Origin of the sequence: Pandoraea vervacti, assembly GCF_000934605.2 — a bacterium.
Taxonomy (GTDB): domain Bacteria; phylum Pseudomonadota; class Gammaproteobacteria; order Burkholderiales; family Burkholderiaceae; genus Pandoraea; species Pandoraea vervacti.
The window spans coordinates 2349124-2366682 of sequence record NZ_CP010897.2 but is presented as its reverse complement, the minus strand read 5'-3'; the positions used below and the strand labels follow the sequence as shown (position 1 = coordinate 2366682).

Annotated in this window: 19 protein-coding genes and 1 pseudogene; 6 read left to right on the top strand and 14 right to left on the bottom strand. The window is 62.8% G+C overall.

From position 1 onward, the window contains the following. Positions 1 to 39: 39 nt before the first annotated feature. The 6 genes from UC34_RS10725 to UC34_RS10700 form a co-directional block, all read right to left on the bottom strand. A complete protein-coding gene (locus UC34_RS10725) occupies positions 40 to 1407 on the bottom strand; it encodes a replicative DNA helicase (protein ID WP_044458001.1) in 1368 nt (455 codons plus the stop codon). Between the two features lie 323 nt (positions 1408 to 1730). Continuing rightward, positions 1731 to 2183, bottom strand: coding sequence for a 50S ribosomal protein L9 (gene rplI, locus UC34_RS10720; RefSeq protein ID WP_044455533.1), 453 nt, complete (start codon positions 2181 to 2183; stop codon positions 1731 to 1733). Positions 2184 to 2210: 27 nt separating this feature from the next. After that, positions 2211 to 2492, bottom strand: a complete 282-nt coding sequence (gene rpsR / locus UC34_RS10715) for a 30S ribosomal protein S18 (RefSeq protein WP_010803800.1) — start codon at positions 2490 to 2492, stop codon at positions 2211 to 2213. A 2-nt stretch (positions 2493 to 2494) separates the two neighbouring features. Beyond that, positions 2495 to 2797, bottom strand: coding sequence for a primosomal replication protein N (gene priB, locus UC34_RS10710; RefSeq protein WP_044455532.1), 303 nt, complete (start codon positions 2795 to 2797; stop codon positions 2495 to 2497). A 46-nt stretch (positions 2798 to 2843) separates the two neighbouring features. Further along, complete coding sequence (gene rpsF, locus UC34_RS10705) at positions 2844 to 3221, bottom strand: 30S ribosomal protein S6 (RefSeq protein WP_044455531.1); 378 nt, start codon at positions 3219 to 3221, stop codon at positions 2844 to 2846. Between the two features lie 164 nt (positions 3222 to 3385). Further along, positions 3386 to 4297, bottom strand: a complete 912-nt coding sequence (locus tag UC34_RS10700; RefSeq protein WP_044455530.1) for a LysR family transcriptional regulator — start codon at positions 4295 to 4297, stop codon at positions 3386 to 3388. A gap of 130 nt (positions 4298 to 4427) precedes the next feature. Between UC34_RS10700 and gcl the strand changes: the two genes are divergently transcribed. From gcl to glxR, 3 genes are all read left to right on the top strand, one after another. After that, positions 4428 to 6194, top strand: a complete 1767-nt coding sequence (gcl, locus tag UC34_RS10695; protein ID WP_044455529.1) for a glyoxylate carboligase — start codon at positions 4428 to 4430, stop codon at positions 6192 to 6194. Between the two features lie 285 nt (positions 6195 to 6479). Next, positions 6480 to 7271: a hydroxypyruvate isomerase gene (hyi, locus tag UC34_RS10690; protein WP_044455528.1), complete on the top strand. Its 792-nt coding sequence runs from the start codon at positions 6480 to 6482 to the stop codon at positions 7269 to 7271. Positions 7272 to 7564: 293 nt separating this feature from the next. After that, a complete protein-coding gene (gene glxR, locus UC34_RS10685; protein ID WP_044455527.1) occupies positions 7565 to 8446 on the top strand; it encodes a 2-hydroxy-3-oxopropionate reductase in 882 nt (293 codons plus the stop codon). A gap of 134 nt (positions 8447 to 8580) precedes the next feature. Here the strand turns inward: glxR and UC34_RS10680 are convergent, their stop codons facing one another. The 8 genes and pseudogenes from UC34_RS10680 to UC34_RS10650 all read right to left on the bottom strand — a co-directional run bounded on the left by UC34_RS10680 (position 8581) and on the right by UC34_RS10650 (position 15570). Further along, positions 8581 to 9621 (bottom strand): asparaginase, encoded by a 1041-nt coding sequence (locus tag UC34_RS10680; RefSeq protein ID WP_044455526.1) that lies wholly within the window; start codon positions 9619 to 9621, stop codon positions 8581 to 8583. Positions 9622 to 9763: 142 nt separating this feature from the next. Beyond that, the gene (locus tag UC34_RS10675) at positions 9764 to 10702 is read right to left on the bottom strand and encodes a CysB family HTH-type transcriptional regulator (protein WP_044455525.1); all 939 of its coding nucleotides are present in this window, start codon (positions 10700 to 10702) and stop codon (positions 9764 to 9766) included. Positions 10703 to 10807: 105 nt separating this feature from the next. Continuing rightward, on the bottom strand, positions 10808 to 10951 hold the full coding sequence (locus UC34_RS26170; protein WP_418303937.1) for a TOBE-like domain-containing protein: 144 nt from the start codon (positions 10949 to 10951) through the stop codon (positions 10808 to 10810). A gap of 197 nt (positions 10952 to 11148) precedes the next feature. Continuing rightward, positions 11149 to 11884 (bottom strand): annotated as a pseudogene (locus UC34_RS10670) (sulfate/molybdate ABC transporter ATP-binding protein); the annotation flags it as partial. Positions 11885 to 11909: 25 nt separating this feature from the next. After that, positions 11910 to 12815 (bottom strand): sulfate ABC transporter permease subunit CysW, encoded by a 906-nt coding sequence (cysW, locus tag UC34_RS10665; protein WP_044455523.1) that lies wholly within the window; start codon positions 12813 to 12815, stop codon positions 11910 to 11912. Between the two features lie 42 nt (positions 12816 to 12857). Continuing rightward, positions 12858 to 13721, bottom strand: a complete 864-nt coding sequence (cysT, locus tag UC34_RS10660; RefSeq protein ID WP_044455522.1) for a sulfate ABC transporter permease subunit CysT — start codon at positions 13719 to 13721, stop codon at positions 12858 to 12860. 18 nt (positions 13722 to 13739) lie between these two features. Continuing rightward, a complete protein-coding gene (locus UC34_RS10655) occupies positions 13740 to 14771 on the bottom strand; it encodes a sulfate ABC transporter substrate-binding protein (protein WP_150626655.1) in 1032 nt (343 codons plus the stop codon). Between the two features lie 160 nt (positions 14772 to 14931). Beyond that, positions 14932 to 15570: a TetR/AcrR family transcriptional regulator gene (locus UC34_RS10650; RefSeq protein ID WP_044455520.1), complete on the bottom strand. Its 639-nt coding sequence runs from the start codon at positions 15568 to 15570 to the stop codon at positions 14932 to 14934. A gap of 54 nt (positions 15571 to 15624) precedes the next feature. Between UC34_RS10650 and UC34_RS10645 the strand changes: the two genes are divergently transcribed. The 3 genes from UC34_RS10645 (at position 15625) to UC34_RS10635 (ending at position 17474) form a co-directional block, all read left to right on the top strand. Next, positions 15625 to 16008, top strand: coding sequence for an FAD-dependent monooxygenase (locus UC34_RS10645; protein ID WP_044455519.1), 384 nt, complete (start codon positions 15625 to 15627; stop codon positions 16006 to 16008). A gap of 187 nt (positions 16009 to 16195) precedes the next feature. Continuing rightward, on the top strand, positions 16196 to 16849 hold the full coding sequence (lexA, locus tag UC34_RS10640; protein WP_044455518.1) for a transcriptional repressor LexA: 654 nt from the start codon (positions 16196 to 16198) through the stop codon (positions 16847 to 16849). A gap of 184 nt (positions 16850 to 17033) precedes the next feature. Then, the gene (locus tag UC34_RS10635) at positions 17034 to 17474 is read left to right on the top strand and encodes a hypothetical protein (protein WP_044455517.1); all 441 of its coding nucleotides are present in this window, start codon (positions 17034 to 17036) and stop codon (positions 17472 to 17474) included. The last annotated feature ends 85 nt before the right edge of the window (positions 17475 to 17559 follow it).

The following is a 17559-nucleotide window of genomic DNA, read 5'->3' as shown; positions in this document are numbered from 1 at the left end:
CGCAGCCGCGCGCGCATCCGAACAGATGGAAATCGGGCGTCAGTATTGCGGGCCGGCCAGATTGTCGAACTTCGTATAAGCACCGATGAACGCCAGGCGCACATGGCCGATAGGACCGTTACGCTGCTTCGCGATAATGATCTCTGCCGTGCCCTTGTCTGGCGTATCGGGGTTGTAGACTTCATCGCGGTAGATGAACAGGATGATGTCCGCGTCCTGTTCGATAGCGCCCGATTCACGCAAGTCCGACATGACCGGACGCTTGTTCGGGCGCTGCTCAAGGCTTCGGTTCAACTGCGAGAGCGCAATGACCGGCACGTTCAGCTCCTTGGCGAGCCCCTTGAGCGAGCGCGAAATCTCGGAAATTTCGGTAGCACGGTTCTCACCGCCGCCCGAACCGCTCATCAGCTGAAGGTAGTCGATGATGATGAGGCCGAGCTTGCCGCACTGGCGCGCCAGACGTCGCGCGCGCGCACGCAATTCCATGGGGTTGAGCGCGGGCGTTTCGTCGACGAACAGCTGCGTCTCGTTCATCTTCTGCATGGCATGCGTGAGTTTCGGCCAGTCCTCGTCGACCAGCTTGCCGGTGCGCAGACGATGCTGATCGAGACGCCCCACCGAACCCAGCATACGCATCGCCAACTGCGTGCCCGGCATTTCCATCGAGAACACGGCGACGGGCAGCCCTTCCTCCACGGCGATGTGCTCGCCGATATTCATCGAGAAAGTCGTCTTACCCATCGACGGACGCCCGGCCACGATGATCAGATCGCCGCCATTGAAACCGGACGTCATGCGATCCAGGTCGACAAAGCCGGTCGGAATCCCGGTGATGTCGCTGCCGCCTTCACGGTGATACAGCTCGTCGATGCGCTCGACGACCTGCGTGAGCAGGGGTTGCAGCTCCAGGAAGCCGCTCGTGCTGCGCGAGCCCTCTTCGGCGATGGCGAACACCTTCGCCTCCGCTTCGTCGAGCATCTGACGCACTTCCTTGCCTTGCGGATTGAATGCGTCCGACGCGATTTCGTCGGCCACCGTCACGAGCTTGCGCAACACCGCGCGGTCGCGCACGATTTCGGCGTACCGGCGAATGTTCGCCGCGCTCGGCGTGTTCTGCGCCAGCGCGTTCAGGTAGGCAAGCCCGCCCACGTCCTCGGCTTTGCCGGCGGATGAGAGCGACTCGAAAACGGTAATGACGTCGGCGGGACGGTCGCCGGAGATCAGGCGCCCGATGTGCTGATAGATCTGTCGATGGTCGTAGCGGTAGAAATCGTGCTCCGACAGAAAGTCGCCAATGCGATCCCAGGCGCTGTTATCGAGCAGCAGGCCGCCGAGCACGGATTGCTCCGCCTCTATGGAGTGCGGTGGCACCTTGAGCGAATCGAGCTGGGGATCGGGCGCGTTCATGCCGGGCATTATACCGTCCCCGCGATCCCGGTCAGACCCGGCGAAATCACGCTTGCGCGACGATTTTTCCGAGCGTGGTTTGTTCAGCAGTTTCCCTGGAGGCAGCATAAGGCGGAGCTATCGAACGATGACGTGGGAGGAAGCGAGTGCGCAACCGGAAGATGTTCGGCATCCATCGGCGCAAGTCGGAGTATGACCGGCAACCGAGCATTCCGGTAGCCAACACAACGGAACAACAACAGAACTGACAGGCATAAAAAAACGGAAGCCGGTGGACCGACTTCCGTCTTTTATTCGCGCCGGGAAGCTGACGCGTGTACGACTTAGGCGTGCTCGCCCAGCACCGACACGGTAACGTCGATCACGACGTCGGTGTGCAGTGCCACCTGGACCGGGAAATCACCCACGGTCTTGAGCGGGCCGTTCGGCAGACGCACTTGCATCTTCTCGACCTTGAAACCTTGGGTGCCCAGGGCTTCGGCGATGTCGAAGTTGGTCACCGAACCGAACAGACGACCGTCAACGCCGGCCTTCTGTGCGATCTGGAGCGTCAGGCCCGAGAGCTTTTCGCCTTCGGCTTGCGCGGCAGCCAGCTTTTCGGCAGCGGCCTTTTCCAGTTCGGCGCGGCGAACTTCGAATTCGGCGATCGCGTCCTTGGTGGCACGGCGGGCCTTCTTCGTCGGGATCAGGAAGTTACGTGCGAAACCGTCCTTGACCTTCACGATGTCGCCCAGGTTACCCAGATTGACGACCTTTTCCAGCAGAATCACTTGCATTATCTATTCTCCTTCGTCGACTGGCGATTAAGCACCGTGCAGATCGGTGTACGGCAGCAGCGCCAGGAAACGCGCGCGCTTGATAGCCGTGTCGAGCTGACGCTGATAGTGCGCCTTGGTGCCCGTCAGGCGAGCCGGGGTGATCTTGCCGTTGTCGCCGATGAAGTCCTTCAGCGTTTCGACATCCTTGTAATCGATCTGCTCGACACCAGCGACGGTGAAGCGGCAGAACTTCTTGCGCTTGAACAGCGGGTTTTGCTGTTGGCGGCGGCGATCAAACTTCTTGTTTTTACCGTTAGGACGCGGCATGTTCAACAATCCTTTTCAAATGCTTGCAATGCTGTGATGTGAAACACCAGGGTGCGGCTATTGCGATGCTTCTTGGCCAGAAATCCTGCCCATTGGGCCGGTTTCTCCAGTCCCAGCGCCATGACTTTGGCGCTGATGGGACCGATCGCTACTGCCGGTATCGAGAACTCGACCTGACGGGCCACGCCCGCCTCTTCGGCTGTTCCCTCGTGCGCCAGCGTGACATCGATCACAGGAAGCCCGGCCGGGGTATAGCGCAGCGTGCCGATTTCGACGATGCTGGCCTCGAGCCGTAGGCGATTCACGCGGTCAATGTTGACGTTGGCACCCTGATGCGTTCCGGTGCGCTAATTACGAAGCGGCAGCTTCGGTCGCGGGCGTCGCGGCAGCCTTCTTGGCTTCTTCGCGGGCCACTTCCTTCATCATCGGCGACGGTGCGGTCTCAGCCTTCTTCATCTTGACGACGAGGTGGCGCAGAACGGCGTCGTTGAACTTGAATGCGTGTTCCAGCTCGTCCAGGGTTTCCTGGTCGCATTCGATGTTCATGCAAACGTAGTGAGCCTTGGCCAGCTTTTCGATCATGTAGGCCAGTTGACGACGGCCCCAGTCTTCGACGCGGTGGATCTTGCCCTGACGGGACTCGACCGTGCCACGATAGCGCTCGATCATTGCAGGCACCTGCTCGCTCTGATCGGGGTGAACGATAAATACGATTTCATAATGACGCATATGTTGCTCCTTATGGACAAAGCTGCCTGGGCGTCAGAACCAGTGCAGCAAGGTTGCAGAACCCGCGATTCTAGCGGATTTCATGTCGATCATCAACTCCCGCCCTATCGGTGCCGTACGCCGACCCCACCGGCGCGTCGCAAGCGTCCAACATTCCCACAACGTCAGGCATTCTCCAGCCAATAGTTCGGGCGTGCATAGATCTGGCGAAGTTGCTCGATGAACAGGCGCACGCGCGCCGGCTGAAATCGCTGCTGGGGGTAGACGGCAAGAATGTCGTAGTCGGGCAGCGCGTACTCGTCGAGCACGGTCTCCAGTTCCCCGGAGAGCAATTCGCGCTGAATCTCCCAGGTGGAGCGCCAACCCAACCCCAGCCCTTCGAGCGCCCAGCGGTGCAGCAACTCGCCGTCGTTGCAGTCGAGATTACCGGCCACGCGCGTCGTCACGAGCTTGCCCTGGCGCTTGAAATACCAGCCACGCTGCTGCCCGCCCTGCAGGTTGAACGCCAGACAGTTGTGCTTGGCGAGGTCCTCAAGTGTCCTGGGACGCCCGTGGCGGGCGAAATACGCGGGCGTGCCGCACACCACGCGCCGGTTCTGGGCAAGTTTGACGGCCACGAAGTTCGGATCGACGGACCCGCCGATACGAATCCCCATGTCGTAGCCCTCGCGCACGATGTCCACGACGCGATCCGTCAGGTTGAACGAGATCTGCACTTCCGGGTGTAGCCGCAGGAAAGCCGGCGCGTGCGGCGCCACGTGCTTGCGACCAAATGCGGCGGGCGCCGAGACGATCAGGTGGCCGGACACCGCGTGCCGCCCGGCGCTGATTTCGTTCTCGGCCATCTCCCAGTCGCCGAGCAACTGCTTGCACCGCTCAAGGAAGGCGCCGCCCTCTTCCGAGAGCGCCAGCCGCCGCGTGGAGCGGTACATCAGCTTGATGCCCAGTCGTTTTTCGAGCGCGTCGATACGCCGCCCAAGAATCACCGGCGAGACCCCTTCCTTTAGCGCAGCGGCGGCCAGACTCCCGGCTTCGGCCACCTGCACGAAGGTTTCGATCTGTTTGAATCGGTCCATCACGTCTCCATTCGATACTTTTTGTTCTTAAAAAAACGATCTTTTGTGATCTTATCAAACAAATCGTACCGGCTTAAAGTGACCTCCAACAACGATCAACCCATACCCATTGGATCACTGGAGGAGTCACATGGCCAAGATGACCGCCGTAGAGGCCGCCGTTCGCGTGCTGGAGAAGGAAGGCATCACTACCGCATTCGGCGTGCCTGGCGCCGCCATCAACCCGTTTTATTCGGCCCTTCGCAAGGCTGGCAGCGTCGAGCACGTGCTCGCGCGCCACGTCGAAGGCGCCTCGCACATGGCCGAAGGCTACACGCGCGCCGAAGCAGGCAACATCGGCGTTTGCATCGGCACCTCGGGCCCTGCAGGCACGGACATGATTACGGGCCTGTACTCCGCCCAGGCCGATTCGATCCCCATTCTGTGCATCACGGGCCAGGCCCCGCGCGCCCGCCTGTACAAGGAAGATTTCCAGGCCGTCGATATCGAGTCGATCGCCAAGCCCGTCACCAAGTGGGCGGTGACCGTGCGTGAGCCGGCCCTCGTGCCGCGTGTTTTCCAGCAGGCGTTCCATCTGATGCGCTCGGGCCGTCCGGGTCCGGTGCTCATCGATCTGCCGTTCGACGTACAAGTCGCCGAGATCGAGTTCGACCCCGAAACGTACGAACCGCTGCCGGTGTACAAGCCTGCTGCCACGCGTGCCCAGGCCGAGAAGGCCATTCAGATGCTGCTCGCTTCCGAGCGTCCGCTCATCGTGTCGGGTGGCGGCGTGATCAACGCCGACGCGGCCGATCTGCTCGTCGAATTCGCCGAGACGGTCAATGTGCCGGTCATCCCCACGCTCATGGGCTGGGGCACCATTGCCGACGATCACCCGCTCATGGCCGGTATGGTCGGCCTGCAAACGTCGCACCGTTTCGGCAACGCGACGATGCTCGCGGCCGACTTCGTGATGGGCATCGGCAATCGCTGGGCCAACCGTCACACCGGTAGCGTCGATGTCTTCACCAAGGGCCGCAAGTTCGTGCACGTCGACATCGAACCGACGCAGATCGGCCGCGTGTTCGGCCCGGACTACGGCATCGTGTCGGACGCCAAGGCCGCCCTCACCCTGTTCGTGGAAGTGGCCAAGGAACTGAAGGCCGCCGGTCGTCTGCCGGATCGCTCGCAATGGGTCGCCGATTGCCAGAAGCGCAAGCGCACCATGCTGCGCCGCTCGGACTTCGATCAGGTGCCGGTCAAGCCGCAGCGCGTGTATCAGGAGATGAACGCGTTCTTCGGCCGCGACGTGCGCTACGTCTCGACCATCGGTCTGTCGCAGATTGCCGCGGCCCAGTTCCTGCACGTGAACAAGCCGCGCCACTGGATCAACTGCGGTCAGGCTGGCCCGCTGGGCTGGACGGTGCCGGCAGCCATCGGCGCGAAGGTCGCGTCGCCGTCGTCGGACGTGGTGGCGATCTCGGGCGACTACGACTTCCAGTTCATGATCGAAGAACTCGCCGTCGCCGCGCAGTTCAAGGTGCCGTACATCCACGTGGTGGTGAACAACTCCTACCTCGGACTGATTCGTCAGGCGCAGCGCAACTTCGACATGGACTACTGCGTGCAACTCGCGTTCGAGAACGTGAACTCGCCGGAAGTGAACGGCTACGGCGTGGACCACGTGAAGGTGGCCGAAGGGCTCGGCGTGAAGGCGATTCGTGTGTTCCAGCCGAACGACATCCAGCCGGCGTTCGCCCAGGCGCGCAAGCTGATGGCCGAGTTCTCGGTGCCGGTGATCGTGGAAGTGATCCTCGAGCGTGTCACCAACATCGCGATGGGCACGGAAATCAACAACATCAATGAGTTCGAGGAAATCATCGACGTTGTGGAAGAAGACGACGCAGTGTCGGCGTAACGCATAAGACCCGTAGACGAAAGCGCGGACGGAAGCACGTACGAAAGCGCATACCGAAGCGTCTCCCGGGTCTTTCCGACCAGCAGTGTCAACGGTTTGCGGGGCGCATGCGTCCCCTCCGCTTTCGGCTAGACCCCGTGAACGGCCAAAGCATGCGCTCCGCAACCTGGCAGGACCCCGCAGCACCGCAGCCGCAGTACCGCAGCACCTGACGTTACCCGGATATCACCCTTGCATCGAATCGTCGAAACCACCCCCTAAAAAAGAGAGAGAGGAGTCAGCGCAATGCCGAAATTTGCCGCCAACCTGACCATGCTGTTCAACGAGGTGCCGTTCCTCGACCGCTTCAAGGCGGCCGCCGCAGCGGGCTTTCGCGGCGTGGAGTTTCTGTTCCCGTATGCGTTTCACCGCGACCAGATCGCCGACAAGCTGAACCAGTACCAGCTCGACCTCGTGCTGCACAACCTGCCCGCAGGCAACTGGGACGCCGGTGAGCGCGGCATCGCCATCTTCCCCGATCGCGTGGCCGAGTTCCGCGACGGTGTGGGCGAAGCCATCACCTATGCCAAGGCACTGGGCGTCAAGCAATTGAACTGCCTCGTGGGCAAGCAAGGCGCCGATCTGTCGACGCACGACGCCACGCAAACGCTCGTGGGCAACCTGCGCTTCGCTGCCGATGCCCTCAAGGCCGAGGGCATTCGCCTGCTGGTCGAGCCGATCAACACATACGACATTCCGGGATTCTTCGTGAATCGCACGAAACAGGCCCTGGAGATCTTCGACGCTGTCGGCTCCGACAACCTGTTCCTCCAGTACGACATCTATCACATGCAACGCATGGAAGGTGAGCTCGCCAAGACCATCGAGACGAATCTGGCGCGTATCGCGCACGTGCAACTCGCGGACAACCCGGGCCGCAACGAACCGGGCACGGGCGAAATCAACTACGCCTACCTGTTCGCGTTCCTGGATCGCCTGGGCTACAAGGGCTGGATCGGCTGCGAGTACAAACCCGCGACCACCACGACGGACGGCCTCGGCTGGTTCAAGGCCGCGGGCCTGCGCGAAGCGGCATAAGTCGGACCGAGCGCACGCGACGCAGCAATTTACCCCCGGTTCACCGCACACCGCCTCCCCCGGCGCTGTGCACACGACATGACGGTGTCGATGCCCGCGTGCATTGCACCGGCTGACCGGGTTTCGACGAGGAAGGGCCCCGCCGGCCGCATGCAGGGGGCATGCGGCCGGAGTCCGGGGGATGCATGAGCGCCCATTGTCCACGTGAGTCCACGTGACGCTCATACACCACCGCCCCACTCGCCGAACGCTCGGCGACAACACTTCAAACTTTGGCAACAAGGAGTCTCGAAATGGCACAACTCGGTTTTATTGGTCTGGGCATCATGGGCGCACCGATGGCGAAGCATCTGCAAAACGCCGGTCACAAGCTGTTCCTGTACGAGCGCCGCACGCCCCCGCAAGACCTGATCGACGGTCAGGCAACGGTCTGCACGTCGGCCAAGGAAGTCGCCAAGCGCGCCGACATCGTGTTCGTGATGGTGCCGGACACCCCGGACGTCGGCGCGGTGCTGTTCGGTGAAGACGGTCTGGCCGAAGGCCTGACGGCGGGCAAGATCGTCGTCGACATGAGCTCGATCTCACCGATCGAAACCAAGGAATACGCCAAGAAGATCAAGGCGCTGGGCTGCGAATACCTCGACGCCCCGGTCTCGGGCGGCGAAGTCGGCGCCAAGGCGGCCTCGCTCTCGATCATGGTCGGCGGCTCGCAAGCGGCCTTCGACGACGTCAAGCCGTTCTTCGAACTGATGGGCAAGAACATCACGCTCGTGGGCGAGAGCGGTGCCGGCCAGACGTGCAAGGTCGCGAACCAGATCGTGGTCGCCCTGACGATCGAAGCCGTGGGCGAAGCCCTGCTGTTCGCCTCGAAGGCCGGCGCCGACCCGGCAAAGGTCCGTGCGGCGCTGATGGGCGGCTTCGCCTCGTCGCGCATTCTGGAAGTGCATGGCGAGCGCATGGTCAAGCGCAACTTCGAGCCGGGCTTCCGCATCGCCCTGCATCAGAAGGACCTGAACCTGGCGCTGCAAACGGCGAAGACGCTCGGCGTGTCGCTGCCGAACACGGCCACGGCGCAAGAATTGTTCAATGCGTGTGCTGCCAACGGCGGTGCCGCGTGGGATCACTCGGGCATGGTGCGCGCGCTGGAAATGCTCGCCAACCACACGGTGGCCTGACCCCGCCGCGGGCAATCACGGAACGACAGGCGCCCGCCACGGCACCGTGGCGGGCGGGAAGCTGGCGGTACGGACGCGACCGTCGTCCGTCAGCGTCAGGCGGCGCAAACCCATGCCGCCCCGACGTCGCCATCTCAATATTCGTCGAACAGACTCTGCATGCGCTCGCGCGGCACGCCCGCCTGCAATGCAAGCATCAGCAACACGCGCGCCTTGTACGGATGCAGGTTGCCCGTGCTCACGAACCCGTACTGGTCGTCCGGCGCCGCGCCGTTGTGCATGACATGACCGCTGCCCACGCGCGAGGCGCGCACCACCGTCACCCCTCGCTGCACGGCCTCGGCCAGCGCCTGTTGCAGCAACGCGTGAAGCGAACCATTTCCCGTGCCCGCCACCACAATGCCCTGCACGCCCGCATCCACGAGCGCATCGACGGCGATGCGCGACACCCCGGCATAGCTCGACACCACTTCCACCGCAGGCAGCTCGCCGGACAAGCCGACGAACTCGCTCTCGACGGTGTGGTACTGCAACGGTACGCGCTGAAACGCAACGCGCTCGTCCTGCACCCAGCCGAGTACGCCGATCTCCGGCGAATGGAAGGCATCGACCTTGTAGGTGCTCGTCTTGACGACGTCGCGCGCGCAATGAATCTGATTGTTGATGGCGACCATGACACCGCGACCCGCCGAGATGGGATCGGTGGCAACGCGCACGGCGTTGAGCAGATTGAGCGGACCGTCGGCGGAAAGCGCGGTCGCCGGGCGCATCGCGGCCGTCAGCACGACGGGCTTGCGGCTGTTGACCGTGAGATGCAGGTAATACGCGGTTTCTTCGAGCGTATCGGTGCCGTGCGTAATCACCGCGCCAGCCACATCGGGCTGCGCCAGCAAGGCGTTCACGCGGGCGGCAAGCTTCTGCCACAGCGACACCGACATGTCCTTGCTGTCGATCTGTGCGACCTGTTCCGCGTGAATGTGCGCCACATTGCCCAGGGCGGGCACGGCGGCGAGCAGATCCTGAACACCCAGCGCCCCGGCCTGATAACCGGCGGTGCGCGTGGCGTCGGCCGCGCTGCCCGCGATCGTGCCGCCCGTGGCCAGCAGCGCAATGCGCGGCAGCTCACCGGAGGACACGGTGTAATGAGGAATGGGGTTGAATGAAGTCAATGTCATGCCAGCGATTGTATCCAATACTGCCCGGCTTCCCAATCGCTGAAAATATCGATCCCGCCACAGGGGCGGGACCGTATCGGATGGCGAGGATCGGCGCCAAAGTACCGGATCACCTGGCGACAGGACGTGCCGAAAAACAAACTCAGGCAGCGAACTCCAGCGCTTCGCGCAGTTGCGTCGAGATTTCCTGCTCCTTGAGCGCGGGAGCAAGCATCTCGATGAAGCGATAAGCGTACGAGCGCAAGAACGCACCGCGACGCAAACCGATACGCGTCGTGCTCGGCTCGAACGCATTGTCGAGCTCCAGCACGGCCAGATCCTGGTCCTTGCGCGGATCGACGGCCATCGCCGCCACGATCCCCACGCCCAGCCCCAGTTCGACATACGTCTTGATCACATCCGTGTCGAGCGCGGTGAGCACGATGTCGGGCACCAGCCCCTGATCCGTGAACGCCTTGTCCACGTGCGAGCGACCGGTGAAATCGCCGTCGTAAGTGATGATCGGATACTCGGCGATATCGGCAAGCGTCACGTTCTCGCGGCCCACGAGCGGATGCTCCCGCGGAACGACCGCCACGTGATGCCACGAATAGCACGGGAAGGTCACGATATCGGGAAAGCGATCGAGCGCTTCGGTCGTGATACCGATGTCGGCTTCGCCGTCGATGACCATCTGGGCAATCTGGCGCGGGCTGCCCTGACGCAACGCGAGATGCACCTTGGGGTAGACACTCGTGAACTGCTTGATCACCTGCGGCAGTGCGTAGCGCGCCTGCGTGTGGGTGGTCGCCACCACGAGATGACCGCTGTCCTGATCCGCGAACTGACGCGCCACGCGGCGCAGGTTCTCCGCGTCGAGCAACATGCGCTCGATGAGTTGCAGCACCGCCTTGCCCGGCTCGGTCAGGCCGGTGAGTCGCTTGCCGCGGCGCACGAACACGTCAACGCCGAGCTCGTCCTCCAGATCCTTGATCTGCTTGCTTACGCCCGATTGCGACGTGTACAGCGCACTGGCTGCTTCCGTCAGATTGAGGTTTTGCCGAACCGCTTCGCGCACATAGCGCAATTGCTGGAAATTCATGATCTAACTCCGCCCTGTTGCTTGTCTGTCCGTGATGACTATGAGAACTATCGAATACGTACAGCTTGTTATGTTGTGCTGCGGTGGGGTGTGCCGAGCCCGTGCTCACGCCTGCGCAGCGAACACGCGCAACTGACGCGGCACGGCACGCAGTGTCGTGCCGGCGTCCGCGCCCAGCGCCTTCCACCCCGAGCGCGTGAGTTCGGCTTCCCACACGGCATCGCCCGGTGCGGCAAGCTCCACGCGCACGGTGCCGCCCAGCGGAATCGCGCGGCGCACGGCCACATCGATGCCCGGGCCGCCGTCGTTGGCGGGCACCAGCGCGAGATCGTGAGGTCGCACGTAGGCAATCGCGCGGCCGTCCTGCGGCACGGCCGGCAGATCGTCCTTGTGCACCGTCACGCGATACTGACCGGCGTCGGCAATGAAATCATGCGTCTGCAATTGCCCCGAGAGGCGGTTCGCGGCGCCGAGAAACTCATAGACGAAGGCGCTTTCCGGGGTGTCGTAGACATCCTGCGGTGCACCGATCTGCTCGACCTTGCCGCGATTCATCAGCACGATGCGATCGGCCACTTCCAGTGCCTCTTCCTGATCGTGCGTGACGAAAATCGTCGTGATGTGCAATTCGTCGTGCAGCCGGCGCAACCAGCTGCGCAATTCCTTGCGCACCTTGGCGTCGAGTGCGCCAAACGGTTCGTCGAGCAGCAGCACCTTCGGCTCCACCGCCAGCGCACGCGCCAGTGCGATACGTTGACGCTGTCCCCCTGAGAGTTCCGCCGGATAGTGATCGGCGAGCCAGTCGAGTTGCACGAGGCCCAGCAATTCGTGCACCTTGGCGCGAATCTGCGCATCCGAGAGACGATCGCGGCGCGACTTCACGCGCAGGCCGAACGCCACGTTCTCGAACACGGTCATGTGACGGAACAACGCATAGTGCTGAAACACGAAACCGACCTGGCGCTCACGCGTACCCACGGAGGCGACGTCTTCACCGTTGAGCACCACGCGTCCGGCATCGGCGAACTCCAGCCCGGCGACGATTCGCAGCAGCGTGGTCTTGCCGCAACCCGACGGCCCGAGCAGCGCGACCAGTTCACCCGTGGGAAACTCGAGACTGACGTCGTCGAGCGCATTGAAGTCGCCGAAGCGCTTCGAAACCTGTTGTACCTGGATGCTCATTGTCCTGTTCCTCGATACGTTGCGTTCAGGCCTGCACCGCGTCTGCGCGACGCGCGGCCTTGTCCTGCGCCAGCTTGTGCTCCGCCCACAGCTTCAGTGCCAGCGTGGCGAGCGCGAGCAAGGCGAGAATCGACGCCGCCGCGAATGCGCCCACCGTGTGGTAGTCGTTGTATTCAATTTCCACATGCAGCGGCAGCGTATTCGTCTCGCCGCGAATGTGACCCGAGACGACCGAGACCGCGCCGAACTCGCCCATCGCCCGGGCGTTACACAGAATCACGCCGTACAACAGGCCCCACTTGATCTTCGGCAGCGTCACGCGCGTGAACACTTGCCAGCCGCTTGCGCCCAGCACGCGCGCGGCCTCTTCTTCTTCGCTGCCCTGCGCCTGCATCAGCGGAATCAGCTCGCGCGCAACAAACGGGAACGTCACGAACACCGTCGCGAGCACCAGCCCCGGCAGCGCGAACACGATCTTCAGATTGTGGGCGTCGAGAAACCCCCACAGCGGGCCCTGGCGCCCGAAGATCAGCAGGAACGTCAGCCCCGCCACGACCGGCGACACCGAAAACGGCAGGTCGATGAGCGTGGTGAGAATGCTCTTGCCCCGGAAATCGAAGCGCGCAATCGCCCACGACGCGGCCACCCCGAATACCAGATTCAGCGGCACGGCAATCACGGCGATCAGCAACGTCAGCCGAATGGCCGAGAGCGCATCGTCGTTCGTCAGGCCTTCCCAGTAGGCCGCGAAACCCTTGCCCAGCGCAGTCACGAAGACCGACGCGAGCGGCAGCAACAGAAACAAGGCGAAGAACGCCAGTGCGACGCCGATGAGAATGACCTTGACGAACGCGGGTTCGTCGGTCGGATCGGATTTGCGCGCCGAAGTGGCTTGCGGCAAGGCGCGCGACAGTGCGAGTGAATCGGACATGATCGAAACGTTCTCTTCGAATGGCTTACCGAAAGGCTTGTGTCAGACGCCACTGGCGCGACGGCCCGAATGACGGCGTTGCAGCCACCATTGCAGCGTATTGATCAGGAGCAGCAGCACGAACGAAATCAGCAACATCACCACGGCCAGCGCCGCCGCCCCGCCGAAATCGTATTGTTCGAGCTTGGTAATGATCAGCAGCGACGTAATCTCCGAGACCATCGGGATGTTGCCCGCGATGAAAATGACCGAGCCGTATTCACCGACGGCGCGTGCGAACGCCAGCGCAAAACCCGTCAGCAATGCGGGCAGCACCGCAGGGAGAATCACGTGACGCAGCGTTTGCCAGCGCGTGGCGCCCAGGCAGGCCGCGGCCTCTTCCTGCTCGCGCTCGAACTCTTCGAGCACCGGTTGCAGGGTGCGCACGACGAACGGCAGACCGATAAAGGTGAGCGCCACGAAAATGCCCAGCGGCGTGAAGGCGATCTTGATGCCGAGCGGTTCGAACCAGCGTCCGACCCAGCCGTTCGGCGCGTAGATGGCGGCAAGCACGATACCGGCGACCGACGTCGGCAACGCGAACGGCAGGTCGATCAGCGCGTCGACGAATCGCTTGCCGGGGAACGTGTAGCGCACCAGCACCCACGCCAGAATGAAACCGAAGACGGCGTTGAGCGACGCCGCCGCAAGCGAGATGCCGAACGTGAGGCGGTACGACGCCAGCACGCGCGGCGACCCGACGGCGGTGACAAAGCTCGCCCAATCGAGCGAGCTTGCCTTGATGAAGACCATCAGCAACGGCACCAGCACCACAAGGCTCAGGTACGCGACGGTATAGCCCATCGTCAGGCCGAAGCCCGGCAAGGCACTTGGCTTGCGCCACAGAGGAAACAGTGCGGTACTCATGCGAGGGTCCCTGCCCGATTACTTCTTGGTGTAGATCTGATCGAAGATGCCGCCGTCCGCAAAATGCTTGGCTTGCGTCTTCGTCCAGCCGCCCAGATCGGCATCCACCGTGTAGAGCTTGAGCTTAGGATATTGCGCCTCGTACTTCTTCGCGATTTCCGGCGAGCGCGGACGGTAGAAGTGCTTGGCGGCGATTTCCTGCCCCTGCGGCGAGTACAGCCATTGCAGATAGGCTTCGGCGGCCTTGCGGGTGCCATGCTTGTCCACGTTCTTGTCGACGATGGCCACCGGCGGCTCCGTGAGGATCGACGAGGACGGCACGACGATGTCGAACTTGTCCGGGCCGAGGTCCTTCACGGACAGCAGCGCTTCGTTTTCCCAGGCGATCAGCACGTCGCCGATACCGCGCTCGACAAACGTCGTCGTCGCACCGCGCGCGCCCGAGTCGAGCACGCCCACGTTCTTGTAGATCGCCTTGACGAATTCCTGCGCCTTCTGCTCGTTGCCGCCCGGCTGCTTGAGCGCATAGAGCCATGCCGCGAGGTAGTTCCAGCGGGCGCCGGCCGACGTCTTCGGATTCGGCGTCACCACGCTGATGCCCGGCTTGGCCAGGTCGTTCCAGTCCTTGATGCCCTTCGGGTTGCCCTTGCGCACCAGCAACACGATGGTCGAGGTGTAAGGGGTGGCGTTATCCGGCAGACGTTTCTGCCAGTCCTTGTTCACGAGACCGGCGCTGGCCAGTTCGTCGATGTCGGCCGAAATGCCGAGGGTGACCACGTCCGCCGGCGCGCCGTCGAGCACGGTGCGGGCTTGCTTGCCCGAGCCGCCGTGCGAGGCCTTGACCGTGACGGTGTCACCGGAGACTTGCTTGTAATGGGCCTCGAACGCCTTGTTGTAGTCGGCGTACAGCTCACGCGTCGGGTCGTACGACACGTTGAGCAGCGAAAGACTGGCTGCGTGCGCCTGAATCGTCATGCTGGCGGCCAACGCCAGACCGCCCAGTGCGACTGCCAGCTTCTTAGCTTTCCATCCCCGTGCTGCTTTGCTCATGACTTGCACTCCTTGTTTGCTTCTCGTGTGTAGGAGGCCAGTCTATGAGCGCGTCTAAATAATTAAAAATAATATTTTCGCTTTTGTTTATGCCGGAATAAGGATTAGAGAATTTGTGCTGATGAATTCCGCCAGCACGGCCCCGCCGAGCGGCGCCCGCTCAGACGTACGGGGAGTCCGCCAACGCGGCCTGAAGCCCCCTCGCGCCTTGATCCACAAGGCTCAGGAAGCTTTTCTGCGCGTGCGACGTGTCCTGCGTGTCGGCGAAAACCCGGTGTCCATGAAGGAACGCCACCGTCCACGCCGCCAACAGCAAACCGGCCGCCAGCCGGGCCTGCACGTCGGTCGCGGGCCGCCCCGCGCTTTCGGCGAGCGCTTGTGCCACGACGTCGGCCAATTCGTCGCGAATGGCACGGGCTCGCGCCTTGAGCGTCTCGCTGCCCTCGATGGTGCGCACGAATCCCTGACTCCGGGCCGAAAAGTCGACGAATGGGCTGCCCTGCGCCACTAACCGGTGCGCGAGCAAACGCAACGCTTCGAGCGCAGACACGCCCGGCTCGCGCGCACGTATCGCCTCACGTAGCGCTTCACGCCCCTCTTCGTCCCGGTCGAAGAACATGTCTTCCTTGCGCGGGAAGTGGTTGAAAACCGTCATGCGCCCGACATCGGCCGCCGCAGCGATCTGATCCACCGTCACGTGATCGAAGCCGTGCTCATGGAAAAGCCGCGTTGCGGCATTGGAAATGCCCTGCCGCGTGGCAAGGCGCTTGCGTGATCTCAAATCGGTTGGCGTTGACATGTCGCTCCTGATGACCCAGTTTACATGTACTCAGTACATATTTATACGAAGTATATGACAAACCCCATCGATGTTGTGGTGGCTGGCGCGGGACCGGTCGGTCTACTCAGCGCGATCGAACTGACGCTCGGCGGCGCCCGCGCGCTCGTGCTCGAACGGCTGTCCTCGCCGAGCGATGCGATGAAGGCGCTGTCGTTCGGGCCGTTGGCGGGCGAAGCCCTGTTACGCCGCGGCATGCGTCAGGCGATGCAAGCGGCGCAGGCGCGTAACGCCGACGCCATGCGCGCGTTTTCCGAACAGACCGGCTCTGACCTTCGCGTACGTGCCTCGAAGTTTAATGGTCATTTCGCCGGGCTTTCCCTCATTCGGCGTGACGCGCAGGCCGACCCCGAACGTCGGCCTCGCCATGTCGACCAGCCGAGACGTCGACCATCCTGAACGGTTAGGTCCGGTCGGCTGGAACCGTACGCCGCACGGGGTGTTCTGTTACGGCCCGGTCCCGCTGGAGACATACACCGCCGAGCGCCGTCCGGGCGGAACTTCATGCACTACATGAAGTTTTCCCTTGCCTTTTTGCAAACACTGTACAAAAATACAGCCACCTGTGCTTCCATACAGTGATGCCATGATCAAACTTACCGCCCGTCAACAGCAGGTCTACGAACTGGTTCAGCAAGCGATCGAACGCACCGGCTTTCCGCCCACGCGCGCGGAGATCGCAGCGGAACTGGGCTTCTCTTCCGCCAACGCCGCGGAGGAGCACCTGCGGGCGCTGGCGCGCAAAGGCGTGATCGAACTGGCCGCCGGTCAATCGCGCGGCATTCGCCTCAAGCGTCTGGACGAAGCCGGCGGCTCGCATCAGTTCACGCTCCCGCACATGGGCCTGATGCAGTTGTCGCTGCCGCTCGTGGGGCGCGTCGCTGCGGGTAGCCCGATTCTGGCGCAAGAGCACATCGAACGTAACTTCCAGTGCGATCCGAACATGTTCGCACGCCAGCCCGATTACCTGTTGAAGGTACGCGGGATGTCGATGCGCGACGCAGGCATTCTCGACGGCGACCTGCTCGCCGTGCAGAAAGCGGCGGACGCGCGCGAAGGCCAGATCGTTGTGGCTCGAATCGGCGACGACGTGACCGTCAAACGTTTTCATCGCGTGAAGGGCGGCGTCGAACTGATCGCCGAGAACCCTGACTTCGAGAACATCAATGTCGACGAAGGCAGCGGTGATTTCGCGCTGGAAGGGATCGCGGTCGGCTTGATCCGCAACAACGATCTCTGATCGTTCAGCGCGAACGAAGGGGCGACGTGATCTGACGCTTCGCCCCGCTCCCTGAAGATTTGCATTTCCGACTGCGCCGGGCTGGGTCCGGCGCCCGGGCCCTGCTGCGCCTTCGATTTGTGAAAGCGATGCGAAACGCAGCAAGGCACGTCCCTCTGACCCGCATTGGAACAAGGATCGCATCATGGCTCGACTTTTTGGTTTGCTGCGCACGTCTCTTGGTCAACCGCGCGTGAGTGTGTCATCGCAGACGTCACAGACGCCGCAGTCGCGCCTGTCGGCGGTCTACGGTCTCTCGGCGCTGTCTGGGCCGTTCGCGTCGTCGCCCGCCATCGCCCGCTCGTATACCGTACCGGCGCGCACGCGTCCGACAGCACTGCCGCGCACGATCGCGGCAGCGATGGCATCGGCCTCGCGTCGCCCCTGCCCCGCAGGAAAAGCCGTCAAGGCGTCGCGTAATGTGCGGGAGCAACAGGCGCGTCGCGACGTGAACATGAGTGACGAGAGCCATGACGTGCGCGTGTATCGCGACGTGTCGCACATCGTCATGGTCGGCACCATTGCCGATATCTGCCGCAAACTGGATCAGGCCGTCGGCGAACAATTCTGTCAGGCAGCGGTGTAACGCGCCCAAGGATGCGGCAAACAAACCATCACTCTGCAAAGGCGTGATGCAAACGATTCGCCCGCCATGATGGCGGGCGGTAACA

What these genes read in the sequence shown, in the direction of transcription:
- cysW (WP_044455523.1), bottom strand. Translation starts at nt 12,815, where the DNA reads ATGTCCGATTCACTCGCACTGTCGCGCGCCTTGCCGCAAGCCACTTCG.
- gcl (WP_044455529.1), top strand. Translation starts at nt 4,428, where the DNA reads ATGGCCAAGATGACCGCCGTAGAGGCCGCCGTTCGCGTGCTGGAGAAG.
- lexA (WP_044455518.1), top strand. Translation starts at nt 16,196, where the DNA reads ATGATCAAACTTACCGCCCGTCAACAGCAGGTCTACGAACTGGTTCAG.
- UC34_RS10675 (WP_044455525.1), bottom strand. Translation starts at nt 10,702, where the DNA reads ATGAATTTCCAGCAATTGCGCTATGTGCGCGAAGCGGTTCGGCAAAAC.
- rplI (WP_044455533.1), bottom strand. Translation starts at nt 2,183, where the DNA reads ATGCAAGTGATTCTGCTGGAAAAGGTCGTCAATCTGGGTAACCTGGGC.
- UC34_RS10650 (WP_044455520.1), bottom strand. Translation starts at nt 15,570, where the DNA reads ATGTCAACGCCAACCGATTTGAGATCACGCAAGCGCCTTGCCACGCGG.
- hyi (WP_044455528.1), top strand. Translation starts at nt 6,480, where the DNA reads ATGCCGAAATTTGCCGCCAACCTGACCATGCTGTTCAACGAGGTGCCG.
- UC34_RS10700 (WP_044455530.1), bottom strand. Translation starts at nt 4,297, where the DNA reads ATGGACCGATTCAAACAGATCGAAACCTTCGTGCAGGTGGCCGAAGCC.
- UC34_RS10645 (WP_044455519.1), top strand. Translation starts at nt 15,625, where the DNA reads ATGACAAACCCCATCGATGTTGTGGTGGCTGGCGCGGGACCGGTCGGT.
- UC34_RS10680 (WP_044455526.1), bottom strand. Translation starts at nt 9,621, where the DNA reads ATGACATTGACTTCATTCAACCCCATTCCTCATTACACCGTGTCCTCC.
- UC34_RS10635 (WP_044455517.1), top strand. Translation starts at nt 17,034, where the DNA reads ATGGCTCGACTTTTTGGTTTGCTGCGCACGTCTCTTGGTCAACCGCGC.
- UC34_RS10725 (WP_044458001.1), bottom strand. Translation starts at nt 1,407, where the DNA reads ATGAACGCGCCCGATCCCCAGCTCGATTCGCTCAAGGTGCCACCGCAC.
- glxR (WP_044455527.1), top strand. Translation starts at nt 7,565, where the DNA reads ATGGCACAACTCGGTTTTATTGGTCTGGGCATCATGGGCGCACCGATG.
- rpsR (WP_010803800.1), bottom strand. Translation starts at nt 2,492, where the DNA reads ATGCCGCGTCCTAACGGTAAAAACAAGAAGTTTGATCGCCGCCGCCAA.
- UC34_RS10655 (WP_150626655.1), bottom strand. Translation starts at nt 14,771, where the DNA reads ATGAGCAAAGCAGCACGGGGATGGAAAGCTAAGAAGCTGGCAGTCGCA.
- rpsF (WP_044455531.1), bottom strand. Translation starts at nt 3,221, where the DNA reads ATGCGTCATTATGAAATCGTATTTATCGTTCACCCCGATCAGAGCGAG.
- cysT (WP_044455522.1), bottom strand. Translation starts at nt 13,721, where the DNA reads ATGAGTACCGCACTGTTTCCTCTGTGGCGCAAGCCAAGTGCCTTGCCG.